This is a genomic window from Nostoc sp. (assembly GCF_036917535.1).
In the GTDB taxonomy this organism is placed as follows: Bacteria; Cyanobacteriota; Cyanobacteriia; order Cyanobacteriales; family Nostocaceae; genus Nostoc.
Genome location: NZ_JBALDA010000052.1, coordinates 124,032 through 142,274, shown reverse-complemented (window position 1 = coordinate 142,274; position 18,243 = coordinate 124,032). Strand labels below are relative to the sequence as shown.

The window sequence follows — 18,243 nt, the reverse complement described above, 5'->3', positions numbered from 1 at the left end:
GTTATCAACTCTTGCCCGGCTAAATTCCACAATTTGATTGTCTTGTCATCACTGCCAGAGGCGATGGTTTTGCCATCGGGGCTGAATGCCACGCTATTGACTGTACTGCTATGCCCTTTGAGGGTTATCAACTCTTGCCCGGCTAAATTCCACAATTTGATTGTCTTGTCATCACTGCCAGAGGCGATGGTTTTGCCATCGGGGCTGAATGCCACGCTATTGACTGTACTGCTATGCCCTTTGAGGGTTATCAACTCTTGCCCGGCTAAATTCCACAATTTGATTGTCTTGTCATCACTGCCAGAGGCGATGGTTTTGCCATCGGGGCTGAATGCCACGCTATTGACTGTACTGCTATGCCCTTTGAGGATATTACTTTGTATCCATAAGATATTTTCTTTTGTAACTTTTTGCTCCTGATTAAACAAACTATTCCATAGCTGCTGAAACCCTGTTGGATTAAGCTTTTGCCAAATAAAGATTCCTGTCCCCACAATAGCCACTGCTAAACTAACCCCAATTAACCAACGATGCCTTTTTGTTTTAAAAGAAACTTTAGGTATAGGTTTGGCTTTAAATTGGTCTGGGATCAACAATTTGACTTCAGCAACCTTAATTTCGTCTTTGGAATCCATAACTTGACTGAGGAGATTTTTTGCCTCGGTCACATTACCTCTGGCAAAGCTTTTCATCCCACTAACGTATACTAGCAGAGGTTCATAGCCTGCCAAGGGGTCTGCAAGTGTTTCTACTAGCGAAGTAAGGCGTATCCATTCTGACCCATCTTCAATATTCAAGCTTGCCAAGTTAGAAGCAATTTCACGGGCTGCTTCATGAGGTTGAGCATAAGCTAAAGCTGTCCACTTTTGAACTTGGGCAAAGTCACGAGTGTCAGGATTTGAACTATTAAGCTGTTCTTGCATATAAGCAAGAAGAAAGTCTGAGAGTTCTAAGATTCTTTGCTGACCAAAGCACGGATTATTCTTTAGTTGGTTCAAAAGTTCATTGCGGATTGCCCAATCTATCTCGTAGAGTTCGTAACCTACTTCATTACAAAGATTAGACAGCAGCAGGTCTGCGACAGCAATCCAGGGAATATTCAGTAGATTACTGTTAACATCTTGCTGGAAATTAGCCCACAAGCGATATAGCAAATCAGGAGTTAATGCTAATGGGAAAGCAGCATGGCAAGTTAAATAAAAATGTGGTTCGCCAAAGCGTTTACTAAATGACTCAATGCGCCGTTTTGCAATTCTATACCTAGCTTCATTTGAGGATGCTGCTGTGCGAGTCATTTTACACCTTTTAAAAGTTCTGCAAACTGCTATAACGACCTCGCAGAGCATTAATGGCACTATCTAACCCCTCGCGGGTTGCCTCAAACATAGGAACTAATCCGGCAATTTCTCCAGCAGTTGTACTCAGCCAACGCTTTTTCGGTATGGGATTCAACCATGCAACATAACGAACGTGCTGTTTTAACTGTTTGAGAAATGCCTCTGTCAACTCTATCCTTTCTGAATTTAGACTACCACGAGCAGCGCCAGCATCACTAAATATGAGTGCTACTACTCTATTCTGACGCAGGCGAGCTAAAACATTCTCAATTGGCTCTGCTTGTTGATGCAGTGGATCATCGTAGAGATACCCAACTGGACAATTATGAAAATAGTAGATGCCAGCTGCACCTAATTGCCCACCCTGCGAGGCAGTGTGACCCAAACGAACTGACAGAGAATGAAAAGGAACCATCGATCCGTCTTGGTCGATCAACAACAGCAGTTCTGTCCGATTCACCCGGGCTGGTAACAACACAGGCTCCAGCATCATTCCGTAGCGTCCAATCTGGTTAACTGTTGCTTCTATATCCAATTCTATAGCAATTCCCTCTTTAGTCAAACGGCGCAGGTGTCGCCACATCTGCTTCATTTGCCTTTGAGTTACAGGCAAATAGTCCATAGAGAAGAGAAAGCGATCGCCCAACACCTCCCCATTTCCACTAGTCACTTGACGTATCGCTTGGGCAACTTGTACTTCATCTTCAATATTACGAAACGATTCTGAAGCTAGCGTAGCAGTAGGTATGGGCTTAGATAGTTCTGTCTGTAATTGATTATTTTGATCGCGACGCTTCATCAACAACCTTAGCAACCACAAACACCCTGAACTTACTGCCAAAATGAGCAACAAAATCAACCAAACTGGCCAATTTATTTGACTTTTATTTTGAGTAATTTGTGCAGTCGGGGTCGGTGCAATTGGTTGCTGCACTGGTGTGGGTAATTTCTCTGGTACTGTTATTGGTAAAGATATCGTAGGGGAAGGTACACTCACTTGATTTTTTGGGCGTGTAACCCATACCGCTAACCCTACACCTAAAACTAACACTCCCACTAAAGTTGCAAACCTAACAAGTTGAGTAGCTTGACTTTGGTTTACATCTAAAGCTTGAGTTTGGGGAACAGTCTCACTACCAATTAACTGTTCAAAGTGATAATTAAATATATATTTTTCTTCAACTGATTTAACCCAAAGTATTCGACACAATCGAGCTAAAGCAGCCCTATCTGGAAGACCATAACCAGCTTGCAAAGCCTGCAACATCGACTGGTAATCATCTACACCCAGAGGTAATCCTGCCTGTCGCAGTCGAGTAAACAATTCCAGTAGGGGTAAATCATCCATTATTTTTCAACTTTAGATAACGGATGTGATCTTCCCAACTCTTTAACAACAGACCAGGGTAAGGCAACTTACCATTTAGTTTCGCTAAAGCCTCATCTTCTGGGTAGCGACGCAAAGCCTTGAACCAGTCAATCAACTCACTAGTGCTGATTTTCTTGCTTGCTCCACCTTGGTTTTTTTTCATTTCTTCCCGCAGTTCCCAAAAACGCTCTACAGCTTGGTTTATCAAAATCTCTGACGTTTTCGGAAACAAAGCATTCATAATTTGGATCAGTCTTTCACGGCTAGGAAATTCCACATAATGGAATAAACATCGGCGTAAGAAAGCATCTGGCAAATCTTTTTCATCATTACTGGTAATTAAAACAATGGGTGCTGCCTTGGCTTCAATCGCCTGCCCCGTCTCCTCAACAACAAATCGTTTTTGATCTAGTTCCAGCAGCAAGTCGTTGGGAAAGTCAATGTCAGCCTTATCAATTTCATCAATCAGCACCACTGTACGTTGCTTACTCTGAAATGCCCGTCCCAAAGGCCCCCAACTGACATAACTAGTCGGGTTATCAAGTCGCTGAATCTGTTCTGCTGTCAAGCGATCAGAAGCGGCAAGCTGGGCATCCCGCAACCGTCCTACAGCATCGTAAGTATACAAGCCATCCCGCGCTCGACTGGTGGATTTGACATACCAGGCTTCTAAATTTAAACCTAGTTCGTAAGCGACAGCACTTGCCAGTAAAGTCTTCCCACACCCTGGTTCGCCTTTTAGCAGTAAGGGACGTTCCAAGTAAATCGCCAAGTTGACTGCTTCTACCAGTTCAGGATTAGGCAAATAGGGATATAACAGCTGTCCGTTCGCCCCCCTTTCTCCTAGCTGGGGCTGCACTTTACCTGTATATTCCAAGATTTTTCCACCTACAGCCTTAACCATTTTTCCTCTTCGTCATACCAATTACAGCCAGACAGGTGACAAATTTCGCCTAAAGCGTGTTCTGGAATGCCATTATCACTGTTTTTCAGTATTGTTTGTACTGTTTCATCTAACTGATCTATCAGTTTAGTCGGCAATTCGTCCTCTGTATACTCTAGCCAGTTAGTCAGTTCATCCTGATAAAATTGATTAATCTCAGGCAGTTTCACAGGGTTATCTGGCTTCCAAGTAGGATCGAGCCGTTCTACAAAAGGAATATTCCAACTACCTACGCAGCCATCATAATCTACCAGGAACATTAATAATTTAAATTGACTCACTTGCGGGCTAGCCGCGTTAACTTTAGTCGCTAATAGTAACCAGAAATCTTGGATCAGCTCGTGCAAAAAAGTTTCCGAAAGACAATCCACATCATAAAAAATTAACAGGACATTCTGAGTTCGCCACCATTGATAAACTCGTTCAGCAATTTCAGGAATTGAGCTTTGTCTACCCAGACCAACTCTACCACCAAGTTCACGCCACAAAGCAGCACTGTCACTCCTCCGAGCAATGCGACTAAGTTCAATTCGCACAATCTTTCCCGTCATGATATTGGGGACATTTTGTACCACTAACCGATTCAACAACCAGCGTTGACCATAGTGAAGTGAACCGTGGATTAGGAAGGCTGCTACTGAATGAGTCTCAATAAATCTCCGAAATGCTCGCGTCTGCTCTCGATAACCCAATTTCAACAAAGCACGATACACTCTTCCACTAGATAAAGCTCGTTCCAGATCATCAAGCTGTTGAGCCAATTCGTTTAGTTCAGCTTCAGTTTGTTCAATTTGCTTTTCAAGTTGAAAGCGAATAAGAGTATCTGCTGCGATCGCATAATCGCGACGCAACATTTTTAGCTTCTCGGCTACCAGGTTATAATGCTCCTGTAATGCATGGCGTTTGTGCTGTAGATGCTGCTCGAAGGACATCCAGGTACTTTTTTAGTCAATAATCTTTACTCAATACGACTAGCTAAATTATCGATCTAGCAATCTGGTTTGCTGTGTTTGATTTCAATAGCTGAAACATCATTGCGACATGAGATGTCACTTATGTAATTTCTTCCGTCAGGAATTTACCAGTTCCAAACTTAGTATAAGAACGTCGTCTTCATAGTTACTCTACGCCCTAGCAAGCAAACAGATGTTTAGCATACCACTACTCACTTGCATTTAGTACAACGATAATTTCTGCTAGCCTAATTCCCAAAGGTTTCCAGTGGGGATTGCTGGAGGAAAAAGTACTATCCCCAGACACTGATTGGTAATCATTGGGGAACTTTTCAGAAGCATTGGGAGCCGTATCTACTCGTAAAATGAGTTTGCCTTGATAACGGGATAATTTACTACTATCCAACAAAATAGTACCGCCGTAGTCCCACGCCAATCCATAAAGTTTAAAATTACCTAATTTTTTACGTAATTCGCTCAAAGGGGTTCCCACTTCAATACCTTCGCGGGTTTTCCAAGCTGAACCCAAGTTACGCACATCTAGAGGTTTGGTACGAGTATTATCACTCCAAACCACTAGCAGCGATCGCCCCTGATTTATATTTAACTGAGTAGCTGCAAAACTACCTATTCCTTCAGCACCAGAGATAGTTTTATCAACGAGGCGGGACACACCAAACAGTTTGACTAAATCCTGCTTGGTAGTTGTGCGTGTTATCGGACCAACTCGTTCCCCAGGAACAATTAAGGTATCTTTTAAGGGTTGCGATTTAGCAATAGTAACTGGATGATTGATTTTCTGAGGTAGTGCAAAGGCTGGGTTTACTGAATAGTTTAACAGTAAAGCTAAAGTAGCTGTAGCAATGCCTTTGATTGATAGATTCATAGGTTTTACTATTAAGTAGCAGAATATGAGTGAGAAGTACTCATAATTTAACTACTACAATTTTCCAATTACAGATTCCCAATTTTCAAAAATTTTATTTCATTGCTCTAGTTGCGTTTAAAATTGCCAGCATTGCTACTCCAACGTCAGCAAATACAGCTTCCCACATTGTCGCTATCCCGAAAATACCCAATCCAATAAATACACCTTTAATTACTAACGCAAACCCAATATTTTGCCAAACAATTTTACGAGTTTTTTTCGCGATTTCGATTGCTTCTGCCACTTTAGATGGTGCATCTGTCACGATTACAATATCCGCAGTTTCGATCGCTGCATCTGAGCCTAATCCGCCCATTGCCATACCAATATCTGCTCTAGCAATCACTGGTGCATCATTAATTCCATCCCCAACAAAGGCTACTTTACCATGCTTGCTGTTGGTGCTGAGTAACTTCTCAATGGCATTAACTTTTTCTTCAGGTAATAACTCTGCTTCGTAGGTATCTATGCCAAGCTGTTGGGCAATTCGAGAAGCGATCGCTTGGTTATCTCCTGTCAACATTACTGTTCTCTCTACACCCATTCGTTTGAGTACTTGAATAGCAAGTCTTGCATCTTCTTTGAGTTCATCAGCTATGACAATATAGCCAGCGTAAATATTATCCACTGCTAAATGAATTACTGTTCCCTCTAACTGGCAATTATCGTGAGAAATCTTCTCTCTATGCAATAGGCGATCGCTTCCCGCTATCACTACCCTATTTTCAACCTTAGCTCTAATTCCATAGCCTGCTATCTCTTCATAATCTTTTACCTCAAATTCATCGATTTTCCTACCATAAGCCTTGCAGATAGATTGAGCAATGGGATGATTTGAGTGCGATTCTACTTTGGCAGCTAATAGCAGCAGTTCTTGTTCATTCCAGCCATTTAATGGGACTATTTCTACTACATTGAATACCCCTTTTGTTAACGTCCCAGTTTTATCAAAAACAACTGTATTAACTGCATTTAAAGTATCTAAAAAAGTAGAGCCTTTGACTAAAATACCACGTTTAGCTGCACCTCCCACACCTCCAAAGTAACCTAATGGAATACTGATAACGAGTCCACACGGACAGGAGATAACTAGTAAAATCAAGGCACGATAAACCCATTCTGAAGAAGTTGCACCCGAAATGAATAAAGGAGGCAATATTGCAACTGCTAGAGATGTAAAAACTACGATTGGTGTATAGTATTGGGCAAATTTAGTAATAAACTTTTCTGTTGCTGCTTTTTTACTTTTGGCATTTTGCACCAAGTCTAAAATTTTGGCAATAGAAGATTCATCAAATAGTTTTGTGACTCTAATGACAAGCGCACCTATTTTATTGATCGTCCCAGCAAAAACTGCTTCTCCAATTCTTACCGTTCGTGGTACAGATTCTCCAGTTAATGCAGATGTATCAACTTGCGAATTACCATCTATAATTTCGCCATCTAAGGGAATCTTTTCTCCAGGCTTGACAACGATAATATCCCCAATCTTTACTGTCTCTGGTGATACTTTTTTCAGTTCTCCCTCTATTTGAATATTTGCATAGTCTGGGCGTATTTCCAATAATGATTTGATCGAATTACGAGAGCGACTAATGGCAATATCTTGAAACAATTCTCCAATTTTGTAAAATAACATGACTCCGACCGCTTCGGGTAATTTATGAATTGCGATCGCCCCTAATGTTGCCACTGTCATTAAAAATGTTTCATCAAATACTCTACCTTTGACTATATTGCGCCCAGCAGTTTTTAAAACACTCCATCCACTTAATAAATAAGCAGGAATAAAAAGTAGATATTCACCTATTGAGTAAAATGTATTGTGTAATTGATTTTCAAAAATTACACCAGGTGCATATAAACTTAAAATTCCTACCAAAGGCAATATCTCATTTTTCAGATTGAACTCTCCCCCATGTTCGTGATTGTGGTCATGGTTATGATTCTCATCATAATTGTGATTATGAACATGGTTATGATTCTCGTGATAGTCATGTTCGCAGTTGCAACAATCTGAAGATTCTGAATGTACTTTCTGCTTCATTTTTTCTATGTATGTTAGTAAATTAATTGAGATATGAGTCTTTTTTAAATGTAATGAAAAAAATAGTTTTTTACAAGTTGATATTTTAAGAACGAGAATCTATCTCAAGTTGAATGTTAAATATATATACTATCTTTTGATTAAAATTAATATTTATAATCTTGTAAGAATAGCTATAGTGGCTTTCAAGTGTATAAAATTATGTAAGACATAACTTTTATTCGTAGTGAGTGATTTATTGCTCTGTATAAGAATTTCAAGGGCTAGAGCCACTAATTACAAGCTTTAATTTAATTAAGCTTTTATACTTACATCAAGCAAATAATAACCGTCTTAGAAATATACAGCGGATTGAAATTTGCTAAATTACATAACATTGCATCTAAAAGCTAGACATCAAGCCTGTTTTATAGCTGAATTATGATGTAGTAAATAATTTCAGATTGAACTGGTGTAAAGATGGAACTTTCTTGGCTAACAAGTGTCTATCTAGCTATTCTCAGGGAAAATTCACTTGAAGTTTGAAAGCTAATCGAATACCCTAATCTAGTAGACAATTTTTTCAAGGAAATCTATGAACAAAAAAATTCTCCTGAATTTGCTTTCCAGTTCCTCAATTTTTGTGTCGATGATGTCTACGCTGGTGACATTTCATCCTGCCCATGCTAGTGGTAGCATTACACAGAGATTACTGCATACAAAAGACGGTCGTACCTGTATCACTAATCCACATGGTGGACAAGATTTTGTGTGTATTCGAGATTCAGAGAGAAAACGCCCGTATACCTCTACAAGTTCTTCGACTATTGTCACATCAGTATCAGATCGGAATGTTGCCATGTTGAACTTTACTGAAGAGGAAAGCGACGCTGCAATCAGGGTATTTGGCTGCGACTGTCCATTATGTATAAATTCTTTGCGTCAGTTGCAGGGTACTGGAAACTTGGTGTACTAAGATTGAATAGCGCTGATAGCGACTATAACTTTTGTTAGATACACGTGATTAATCACGTATAGAAGATATACGAAACCAAAAAAGCATTTTTAACTATATACCACTACTATTATTTGGTCAAATGTAAATTGATTGTTAGGGCGATTTGTAGTACTACTTCAAACCCCTCAAATGAAAACTCTACCCCTTTGTGGGTGGAGTTTTTGAGTACAGGGGATGAGGCATACCCAATGTCAGCGGGCGGCTATCCCTTAATTCGACTGCTAATATCATGTTCGGTTAAAGACTTATCATCAAGACCGCAGTTTTTGGCAGAGGAGCAGAGGTTCAGAGGGGAGGGTTTTTTGGGCTTTCTGCATAGAGAAAAAATTATAACTAATTAGCCGGACATGATATAACTAAGCGATTTGAGAACTTTTTTAGGAAATGCGATCGCATATTTCCAGTCTACCTTTACTTGTTCTCGAAGATTTGAGCGAAGCACTGTTAGATTTTACTAACGTAAATTGCTGGTTAGGGGTCGTAAACATGATAACTAGCAACTTGGGTTATTAATATTGATCGCAGCGTTCAAGCGATCTCTATCGCGTAATGGTGTCTGTGCGTCCCGGTGTAAAAGCGTAAGAGTGTCCTGTTTATTCAACCACCTCATTCACAGGGAATCTATCAATTAACTGCATTGCCCGATAGGCATTACGCTGGAAAGAATCTGGTAAATGGGGAACGTGAGGTATCTGTGATAACAAATCCAACGTCCGCCGCAAAATTCTCACGACATCGCCTTCATCCAAGGTGGTGTTTTCGCAAAGTTCTATCCACTCCATTCCTAACGCCCATTGTTCCACAATGGCAATTAACTCAAATTCCAACCATATAGGCAGCGCTACGTTATACCGCCGTTGTAGTTGGAACATTTGACGGCGAATTCCCCGCAATTTTGCCAATGCTTCTGCCACTTGATTGCTGAGGTCAAAGTTAACTTTGCTATCTGGACGGGGCGTTTCCATCACTAAAGCCGCTGCTGCTGCTGCTAAATGATGCGGATCTAAGTTATCCAATTCGCCACTAGCGAATACTAAACCCAGCCACAATTCATTCTCGCCTCGAATGGCGGCAGCGATTTGCCCTAATTGTGTGGGGACTAAGTTATCTAAAGCGCCAAAGTGTTGCAGAATTGCAATTAAATTCAGAAACTCTTCCCAATGACGTTGTGACTGTTGCTCTACTTGTTCTTGTAACTGTTCGAGTTCGGCTTCTAGTTCAACATAGCGGGCGCGGCGCTTGAAAAACGTTGCCGCATTGCCTGATTGATGTAGAGGATGAGCTTCTAATTGCTCTTGGACGGCGGTAGTGCGACTGAGTTGTTCTGCTACTTCTGGTGCCAGATGCAAAGATTCTATCGGATTAGGAATACGTACAGCGATCGCAAAGCTTTCTTCGTTACCACGGCGCGATTGTCCTGGTTTCAAAGGCATCTCTGGCGGTGGTAGTACATCAGGTGGCACTTCAATTCGCGGCTGTTCGGCATACAAATCAACTACATCCCCTGTGGTTGCCACATACCAGCGGTTATCATGCCCCAAGCATACCAAGTAAGGAGCTTGACCAGAACCAGGCGATTTTCCCACTAACACTGCGGTTACAGGTGAAGACACTGTGATATTTTTACCCTTGAGACTCAACAGAGTTCCTGACACTGCAAAGGACAACATCATCACCAATTCCTCTTGGCGGTCTGAGAGTGCTTGCTCTTGCAAGGTTTTCAATATCTGGCGTTCTACCTTCAGCCGTTGCCGCAATTTTTCATAAATAGCTAGTTCATTTTCATCAACTGCGGCGATTTGCTCATGAAGTTGAGCTAATTGGGTTTGCAATTCGGCAATCTCATCGTATTCTGGTCTTAAATGCAAGGTAGCCATGTACTGCCCAAAACTGCGCTCTATCAGTTCCCTGGTTTGCTCTAGGTTATGGGTTTGCAGCAAGTTGAGTACCATGCCGTAACTGGGCGTAAACTGGCTTACTAGAGGGTCTGGCTTGGATGTTCCCAAATACGCGGCTTCTTTAGCTCCTTCAAAGGGAGTTTGGACTGTCACTACATGACCTTGTTTATCCATCCCCCGGCGGCCTGCTCGTCCAGCCATTTGCAAAAATTCGGAAGCGTTCAACAGGCGATGTCCAGTATCGGTACGCTTGGAAAGGGTAGAAATTACCGTTGTCCGGGCGGGCATATTAATTCCTGCTGCTAGTGTCTCAGTGGCAAATACTACTTTAATCAGCCCTTGCTGAAATAGTTCTTCTACCAGTGCTTTCCAAGCAGGCAAAATCCCAGCGTGGTGAGCAGCAATTCCCCGATACAAAGGTGCAATTTGTCCAGAACGCCCGGCTTCAGGATTGCGGGCTAAAAAGTCATCAATCTGTTGCCGCAAAATCTGGGATTCTTGATTATTTACTAGCCATAAATCACCCACTTCCGCCACTGCTTTATCACATCCCCGGCGGCTAAAGATAAAGTAAATCGCTGGTAGCATATCCCGTTGCTCTAACTGGCTAAGGGTAAAAATTATACCCGGAGCTTCAGGTCTACCATTTCTCCCCCTATCCCTTTCTCCCCCTCTCCCCTTTTTCTTCTGAAGAAGGCGGGGGTTAATTTTGGTTTTGCTATCATTCAGCAGGGGAAATAACCCTTTGGGATTGCAAAAGTGAAATTCTAAAGGGACTGGGCGAAAATCGGAGTAAATTAAGTCAGTTGGGCCGTGAACGCGGTTTAGCCAGTCGGTGAGTTGATCGCTATTGGCAACCGTTGCTGAGAGAGCTGCCAGCTGCACTTCACGGGGACAATATATAATTGATTCTTCCCAAACAGTACCGCGCTGGCGATCGTTCATGTAGTGGCATTCATCAAGTATCACCGCTTCAACGTCTACTAATGAGATGCCAATTTGCCCGATGGGTGTGCCATAGAGCATATTTCGGAAAATTTCTGTGGTCATCACCAAAATCGGTGCATCTCTGTTGATGGAAGCATCTCCAGTTAACAGCCCGACTCGATCAAATCCGAATTTTTCTCGAAAGTCACGTAATTTTTGATTCGATAGCGCCTTCAGGGGAGTAGTATAAAACACACGTTTCCCTCGCGCTAGGGCGCGATAAATAGCGTACTCCCCAACTAATGTTTTGCCCGAACCTGTGGGGGCACATACGACTACGGAGCGCCCAGCATTCAGGGACGCAATCGCTTCTTTTTGAAACTGATCCAGTTCAAAGGGAAATATAGACCCTAAGTCAAGTTCTGGAGACGGTGCAGGATAATTCACTCAATCACATTTGCAACCAGATTGTTTACTATACTAACGAGTCTTTTGTCAACTTCGTTAGGCATTGGGCATTGGAGACAGAAGCCAGAAGTCAGAAGTTCTTTAATGCGTGAATTTTGAATTTTGAATTTTGAATTTTGAATTGATTTCTCCCTCATCGTTCCCATGCCCTATGCCCCATGCCCCTGCCCCATTTTATTTTCCCATCTCTTGCGATCGCTCTGTGGCAGCTTTGACTGCTTCAATTAAAGCGGAACGAAATCCTGCTTGTTCTAGCTTGGCAATTCCCGCAATGGTTGTACCACCGGGACTAGTAACACGATCTTTGAGTTCTGCTGGGTGCATTTTAGTTTCCTGCAACAGTTTTGCTGTTCCCAGTACGGTTTGCAAAGCTAGTTGATTGGCAATTGCTCTAGGCAAACCTGCGGCTACTCCGCCATCTGCAAGTGCTTCTACCATGAGCGCCACGTAAGCGGGGCCGCTACCAGATAGCCCCGTAACTGCATCCATCAGCGCTTCTGAAACTTCTACTACTTCACCCACAGCAGAAAAAACTTGCTGTGCTATTTGGTGATGCTTGGCATTGGTATATGCACCTAAACAAATCGCGGTAACTCCTGCTCCCACTGTTGCCGGGGTGTTGGGCATTGCTCTAATCACTGGCAATTGCACAAATGCAGCTTCTAGCTGACTTAAAGGTACACCCGCCAAAATGGAAACGATCAGCGGTGAGTGTTCTCTATTAAGAATATCAATATCTGCTAATTCTTGAGCGATCGCGCTAAACACCTGCGGCTTCACTGCCAAAAATAGAACTTCTTTTGCTTGTGTGAAAACTTGGCTATTATCTGGTGTCACAGCAACACCGTATTGCTGCTTTAAAAACTCTAAGCGTGAAGATAGCGGTTCGCTAACTATGACTTCTGATGATTGATAAATTCCACGCGTTATAAGGCGGGATAAGAGTGCTTCTCCCATTACCCCACCACCAATTAAGCCAAATTTTATAGTCATTAGTCATCAGTCATTAGTTATTGGTCATTAGTCATTTGTCATTTGTCACTATGAGCAAAACCCAGGACAAATGACAAAGGACAAAGGACTAAATACTAATTTAACTTTATTGTGCCATCCGGTTGGTTTCGTTGCCCCAGGTTTGATTTGGAGTACCTGTGGGACGGGATGGACGTGCTGGTGGTTGTGGTACTTCATGCAGAACGCCACCTTGGGTGCTAACTTGGACACAGCTTGGCGTAAACAAAAAGATGCTCTCACCTATGCGCTCTTGATGTCCATCTAATGCGTAAGTACCACCTGCAACAAAATCTACTGCTCGTTGAGCTTGATCTGGATCCATGATTGTCAGATTTAATACCACTGACTTGCGTTCTCGCAACGCTTGAATTGCCTGGGGCATTTCTTCAAAGGTGCGTGGTTCGAGTACTAAAACTTCCGAAATTCCGTTAATTGCTCCTGGCATACCAATCACATTCCCCATTGGCTTTGAACCTGCTGTCATATCATCTCCCATTGTAGGCACTGGTTCCCGCCAGCGTCGATTTTGAGCGGCTGTACTCTCTTGCGGTGCTGGTTGGGGATTTTCTTGCTGATACAGATTTTGGTAATTATTATCTGTTTCTGGTTCTTCTTCGTAATACTCGTATTCTACTTGCTCATTTAGACCCACAAAGTCTCTGAGTTTAGAAAATATGTTGTTCATGGTGCGTGTACTCTCCTGATGCGAATTGCCTGCATTGACTTGGCTGAGGATTGATTGAGCTAGGAGCGATGATCTACGGCGGTAAACTACGCTACATCCGTGGATACTTCAGCAACTTTATTGCTAGTTGTAGCCCATATTACGAGTTTTGGCGATGAACTGACACTTATTGGAAAGGTCTGTGCATCGCCTAAACACAATAATGAGTCAAGATTATATCCTAAGGTTTATCCGAAGGAAAGTTCTTGATACCCCATTTCCTCTTGGCGATTGCTCTTGTCAATACTATATCCTTTGTTTCGGATTGCACCAGTCTGTTACAAAATTCTTGTCATCAAATCCTTAGCTTCTATTAATACTGAAGAGTAAGGCTGATGATTAATCGGCTAAGAGCGATCGCCAAACAATATGGTTCCTAATCGTACCATCGTTGCGCCTGCTTGTACTGCTAGTTCGTAGTCGCCTGACATACCCATAGATAGGTGCTGCATTTTAATATGCGACCAGTTTTGCTCCTGGATTTCTTTGGCTAGCTTACGATTGAGATTAAACACACTAAGAATTTCGGAATCATTTAATCCTGAAGGTGGAATTGTCATCAAACCTTGAATTTGTAAACTTTTGTAAGAATTGAGCGTAGGTAAATCAGCCAAAAGTTCTGGTACACTCCAACCATACTTATTGGCATCGGGAAGAATTTTCACTTGCAGGCAAACCTGGGGACTCACTCCTAGCTGTTGCGCCAATTGGTCTAAGCGCTGTGCCAGATTCAAATTATCCACGGAGTGAATCCAAGGGAAATGCTCGATGGCTTTTTTGGCTTTATTGCTTTGCAAATGTCCAATAAAGTGCCAGGTAATATCCGGTAAATCTTGCAACTCGGTTTGTTTGCTGGCAGCTTCTTGGATACGACTTTCCCCAAAATCACGAATTCCTGCGTTGTATGCAGACCGAATAGCCTGAGCAGAAACTTGCTTGCTAACAGCAATCAATTTGACTGAAGTTGGCAGGGAAGAACGAATAGTAACAATACGTTCGGAAATCGAACTGTTCATTGGAAGGTGCGCTGGAAAACACTCTGAAGCTGATCGTACTCCTGAGATTGCCCACTGCGCCGCAGGGTACGTAAGCGATTTTCCAACATCATTCTAGCCTCAGTACGTCCTAGAGACTGGAATTTAACACCTTTAACGTCATTTGCCACCAAAAAAAATAAGCGCTGGGCATAAAGTGTGGTGAACAAATCCTGGTTCTCATCAACCATACAGATTTTGTAAAGTAAACCCCAAGTTGGATGGTTTATGTAAGTTTCTACGTTTTCTGGATTCATTTAAGAGTCAAGGTGTAGTCAAGGTGAAAGTATATATATCTTTTCGCAAGGAATTCTAAACATTCAGACGATAATACCAACATTCGTCAGAATATTTGCTTAAAATGCGAAACTGCGGTTACGAAGACCTCGATCTAGTTCCTAATGAGCAGATGAAGCTAGTGGTAGTGAAGCGCAATAGTACAACAGAAGTCGCGAAGCGTAGATTAAAAGAGTAGAGGCTGTTCGACAAATATCACCATCTGCTTTGGTGACTTCAATTTACTAATCTGTAGGGACAAGGCACAAAATATTCCCGATCCTGTTGTTGAAAGTTCGACGTGGGAAGGAAAAACACCCTTTGAAGTTCCCAACAGCAACGGCGAATTTTTCAACTTCTTTCCATACTGCCACAACTGTCGCCCAATGGCACAAAATCCTAATTGGAGAGTGGAGAAGGTGGGGTTCCCTTTGGGGATAAGCGGTAATGGGGATTGGGGATTGGGTACAGAAAAGAAAAATATCTTTATATTGGACTTTTTGCAAAAGTCCCTGACACCCAATATGGTGAGATCTTAGAAAAAAAGTGTAGCTTTAGTGGAGTGTGGTTTTATTTTTGATTTATGCAAAAGGTCTATTGATTATCTAGTATTTTCAGTGGTGCAATTTGTGCCTGAGTTTTGTGCAGAGATTCATCAGGGAATCTGTAAAAAATATTAAGATTAGTTTATAGTGTTTGCATAAGGCTGGTTCAGACCAAAAATCTACGCGAAATGGTAGGGGATCAATTTTATTGTACATTCAAGAGTTTAAATCCCCGACTCAAAATGTCTTGAATTTTGAATTGTTAATGCTGGGTAGCTGTTCAATTTCCCATTCTGCATCCTCAATTCTGACGCCTTGGCGGAGCGTCTCCGGCTTTGCTCCTGAATTCTGCTGTATTATCTCTTACCATTTTTTCGGTGCAAAATTTAGACCTGAGTTCCTATAGCTAGTCGTATTCCCCAAAATAAGATTAAAGTTGCGATCGCCAGCCAATCACGCCCTTTTAATCGTAAGTCGTGCCACTGCACTCGATGATCGTTAGGACTGGTAAAACCCCTCACCATCATTGCATTCGCCATTTGATCGGCTCGTAAGAGCAGATTTTCCAAAAGTCTCTCTGCAACTGTCATCCAAACCTTAAATGCTCCTTTTAATCCCAGCTTTTTCCAATTAATTGCCCTTGTCATTACGGAGCGATATAAGTTTTGCACTTCTTCTAAAACTAGAGGAATAAAGCGCAAGGACAAAGTTAAAGTTAAAGCAATTTCTGTGACGGGCAATTTAAAGCGGCGCAAGGGTTGCATTAAGCTTTCTATGCCAGATGTGATTTCTTCTGGTGCGGTTGTCAGCAGATACAGGTTGGTGCTGTAAATCACGGTAAAGATAAGTGTACTCAGGCGTACTGCCAAACTCAAGGAGTAGCGACTGACTTTAACCGGGCCTTTGTGAAATAGCACGTAGCTGTATTTTTTTTTCTCAACTGCTGGCTCTTGAACAAGATCATTAGAGAATGCTTGCTGGGTTAATATTTGTTCGTTAGCTGGCAGGCGTGACTGATAATCTACACCCAGACCATCAGGACTAAGGGCTGCGATCGCTAGCACAAAAAACGATAGCATTAATAGCCAACCCATTTGCTGCTGCCATACTCGACGGGGGATTTTTGCAATCAAGGTGGCAATAATCAGTATTACCACCAGCAGCACCCGCCAATTATTGTTGGCTAAAACATAGCTTGTTAAAAAACTCATCAACCAGGCGAACTTGACTCGCGGATCGATTTTATGCAGCCAAGTTTGGGGTTGTTCTAAATAAAGTCCAAGTGGCAGCGATCGCAATAAATCCATGTTTTGTCATTAGTCATTAATCATTAGTCATTAGTCATTAGGCAAAAAACAAATGACTAATGACAAGTGACAATTATTACACGCGAGTTGCTTTATTAACATTACCACTTTCGGCATCACGGACTTTTTTGCTTCGCCACAGTAAAATAATTGGTGTGCCTTTAAATCCTAGCTGTTGCCGGAATTGCCGTTCAATGTAGCGGCGGTAGTTGTCGTTGAAGCGTTTGGAGTCGTTGACAAATAGAGCGATCGTTGGTGGTTGACTACTTACTTGTGTACCATAATAAATCTTGCCCTGACGTCCACCACGAGATGCTGGCGGTGAATGCCAACTGACGGCATCTGTTAAGACTTCGTTAATCACTGATGTGCTGACACGGCGTTTGTGTGATTCAGCTGCCGTTTTCACCAATTCTAAAATCTTTTCTACCCGTTGTCCTGACAAGGCACTCACAAAAATTGTTTCTGCCCATTCGGTAAAATGTAAACGTGATTGCAGAATTTTTTCGTAATCGTAGATTGTGTAAGAGTCTTTTTCGACAGCGTCCCATTTATTAACAACGATGATGCAAGCTCGGCCTTCTTCGATAATTCGCCCAGCTAATTTTTGATCTTGCTCGGTGACTCCATCGACGGCATCTAGTACTAATAAAACCACATCAGCACGGCGAATCGCTTTGAAAGCACGGTTAATACTAAAAAATTCTGTGCCGTATTCGATGTGTTTCTTTTTACGAATGCCGGCAGTGTCAATCAATCGATAGGTTTGTCCGGCTCGTTCAATGACGGTATCAATAGCATCGCGGGTAGTGCCAGAAATGGGGCTGACAATTGCCCTTTGTTGCCCAACAAAAGAATTAAGTAAGCTCGATTTGCCCACATTTGGGCGTCCCACAATTGCTACTTTGATTTCATTAGTTTCTGGAATGTCTTCAATAGCAGGGATGTGATTAACTAACTCGTCGAGTAACTCTCCTGTGCCACTGCCATGAATCGCGGAGATGGGGTATGGTTCGCCCAATCCTAATTCCCAAAATTCAGCAGCTTGCATTAAGCCTTGTTCTAGGGATTCACATTTATTTACTGCTAGTAGTACAGGTACGGGTTGTTGGCGCATCCATTCGGCGATTTCTAAATCTGCTGATGTCGGGCCTGTTTGACCATCGACTACAAAAATAGCACCACACGCTTCTGTAAGGGCTGTCATTGCCTGTTGGCGAATCAGTGGTAAAAATTCGGTATCATCATTAAAAACTAAACCACCAGTGTCTACCACTAAAAATTCGCGATCATTCCAGAAAGCTGGTAGATAAGTGCGATCGCGTGTCACTCCCGGTTCATCATGGACAATCGCCGTTTGTTCCCCGGCGAGTCGATTAACCAGGGTGGATTTGCCTACATTTGGGCGTCCGATAATTGCAACAATTGGCAGTGCCATAAAACCAGGGTAAGTGAGAGGCGTAGTATATCACGTAC

The 18,243-nt window shown here is 42.3% G+C and carries 15 protein-coding genes; 2 read left to right on the top strand and 13 right to left on the bottom strand.

The features are described 5' to 3' along the window. The 6 genes from V7K56_RS17565 to V7K56_RS17540 form a co-directional block, all read right to left on the bottom strand. Positions 1–1,295: WD40 repeat domain-containing protein (locus V7K56_RS17565; RefSeq protein ID WP_334912143.1), on the bottom strand; the 1,295-nt coding region annotated here is incomplete at its 3' end. 10 nt (positions 1,296–1,305) lie between these two features. Beyond that, positions 1,306–2,685 carry a hypothetical protein gene (locus tag V7K56_RS17560; RefSeq protein WP_334912142.1) on the bottom strand — a complete coding sequence of 460 codons (1,380 nt, stop codon included), beginning with the start codon at positions 2,683–2,685 and terminating at the stop codon, positions 1,306–1,308. Beyond that, a complete protein-coding gene (locus V7K56_RS17555) occupies positions 2,678–3,610 on the bottom strand; it encodes an AAA family ATPase (RefSeq protein WP_334912141.1) in 933 nt (310 codons plus the stop codon). Before V7K56_RS17555 ends, V7K56_RS17560 begins: the two co-directional genes overlap by 8 nt. Further along, complete coding sequence (locus tag V7K56_RS17550; RefSeq protein WP_334912140.1) at positions 3,595–4,581, bottom strand: hypothetical protein; 987 nt, start codon at positions 4,579–4,581, stop codon at positions 3,595–3,597. The genes V7K56_RS17555 and V7K56_RS17550 overlap by 16 nt, the downstream gene beginning before the upstream one ends. Positions 4,582–4,810: 229 nt before the next feature. Further along, entirely contained in the window at positions 4,811–5,488 is a 678-nt protein-coding gene (locus V7K56_RS17545; RefSeq protein WP_334912139.1) for a hypothetical protein, read from the bottom strand. 94 nt (positions 5,489–5,582) lie between these two features. Next, positions 5,583–7,577, bottom strand: a complete 1,995-nt coding sequence (locus tag V7K56_RS17540; protein ID WP_334912138.1) for a heavy metal translocating P-type ATPase — start codon at positions 7,575–7,577, stop codon at positions 5,583–5,585. Between the two features lie 574 nt (positions 7,578–8,151). Here V7K56_RS17540 and V7K56_RS17535 point away from each other — a divergent pair. After that, on the top strand, positions 8,152–8,532 hold the full coding sequence (locus tag V7K56_RS17535; protein ID WP_334912137.1) for a hypothetical protein: 381 nt from the start codon (positions 8,152–8,154) through the stop codon (positions 8,530–8,532). Positions 8,533–8,958: 426 nt separating this feature from the next. Continuing rightward, positions 8,959–9,087, top strand: a complete 129-nt coding sequence (locus tag V7K56_RS17530) for a DUF4351 domain-containing protein (protein WP_334912136.1) — start codon at positions 8,959–8,961, stop codon at positions 9,085–9,087. Between the two features lie 80 nt (positions 9,088–9,167). Here the strand turns inward: V7K56_RS17530 and V7K56_RS17525 are convergent, their stop codons facing one another. The 7 genes from V7K56_RS17525 to der form a co-directional block, all read right to left on the bottom strand. Next, positions 9,168–11,846, bottom strand: coding sequence for a DEAD/DEAH box helicase (locus tag V7K56_RS17525; RefSeq protein ID WP_334912135.1), 2,679 nt, complete (start codon positions 11,844–11,846; stop codon positions 9,168–9,170). A 195-nt stretch (positions 11,847–12,041) separates the two neighbouring features. Beyond that, positions 12,042–12,860 carry a pyrroline-5-carboxylate reductase gene (gene proC / locus V7K56_RS17520; protein WP_334912134.1) on the bottom strand — a complete coding sequence of 273 codons (819 nt, stop codon included), beginning with the start codon at positions 12,858–12,860 and terminating at the stop codon, positions 12,042–12,044. A gap of 106 nt (positions 12,861–12,966) precedes the next feature. Continuing rightward, on the bottom strand, positions 12,967–13,566 hold the full coding sequence (locus tag V7K56_RS17515) for a cell division protein SepF (RefSeq protein WP_334912133.1): 600 nt from the start codon (positions 13,564–13,566) through the stop codon (positions 12,967–12,969). 386 nt (positions 13,567–13,952) lie between these two features. Beyond that, a complete protein-coding gene (locus tag V7K56_RS17510) occupies positions 13,953–14,621 on the bottom strand; it encodes a YggS family pyridoxal phosphate-dependent enzyme (protein ID WP_334912132.1) in 669 nt (222 codons plus the stop codon). Further along, positions 14,618–14,896 (bottom strand): transcriptional coactivator PipX, encoded by a 279-nt coding sequence (gene pipX / locus V7K56_RS17505; RefSeq protein WP_334912131.1) that lies wholly within the window; start codon positions 14,894–14,896, stop codon positions 14,618–14,620. Before pipX ends, V7K56_RS17510 begins: the two co-directional genes overlap by 4 nt. 950 nt (positions 14,897–15,846) lie before the next feature. Beyond that, positions 15,847–16,767 carry an energy-coupling factor transporter transmembrane component T family protein gene (locus V7K56_RS17500; protein ID WP_334912130.1) on the bottom strand — a complete coding sequence of 307 codons (921 nt, stop codon included), beginning with the start codon at positions 16,765–16,767 and terminating at the stop codon, positions 15,847–15,849. Between the two features lie 76 nt (positions 16,768–16,843). Beyond that, complete coding sequence (gene der, locus V7K56_RS17495; protein WP_334912129.1) at positions 16,844–18,205, bottom strand: ribosome biogenesis GTPase Der; 1,362 nt, start codon at positions 18,203–18,205, stop codon at positions 16,844–16,846. Positions 18,206–18,243: the final 38 nt, after the last annotated feature.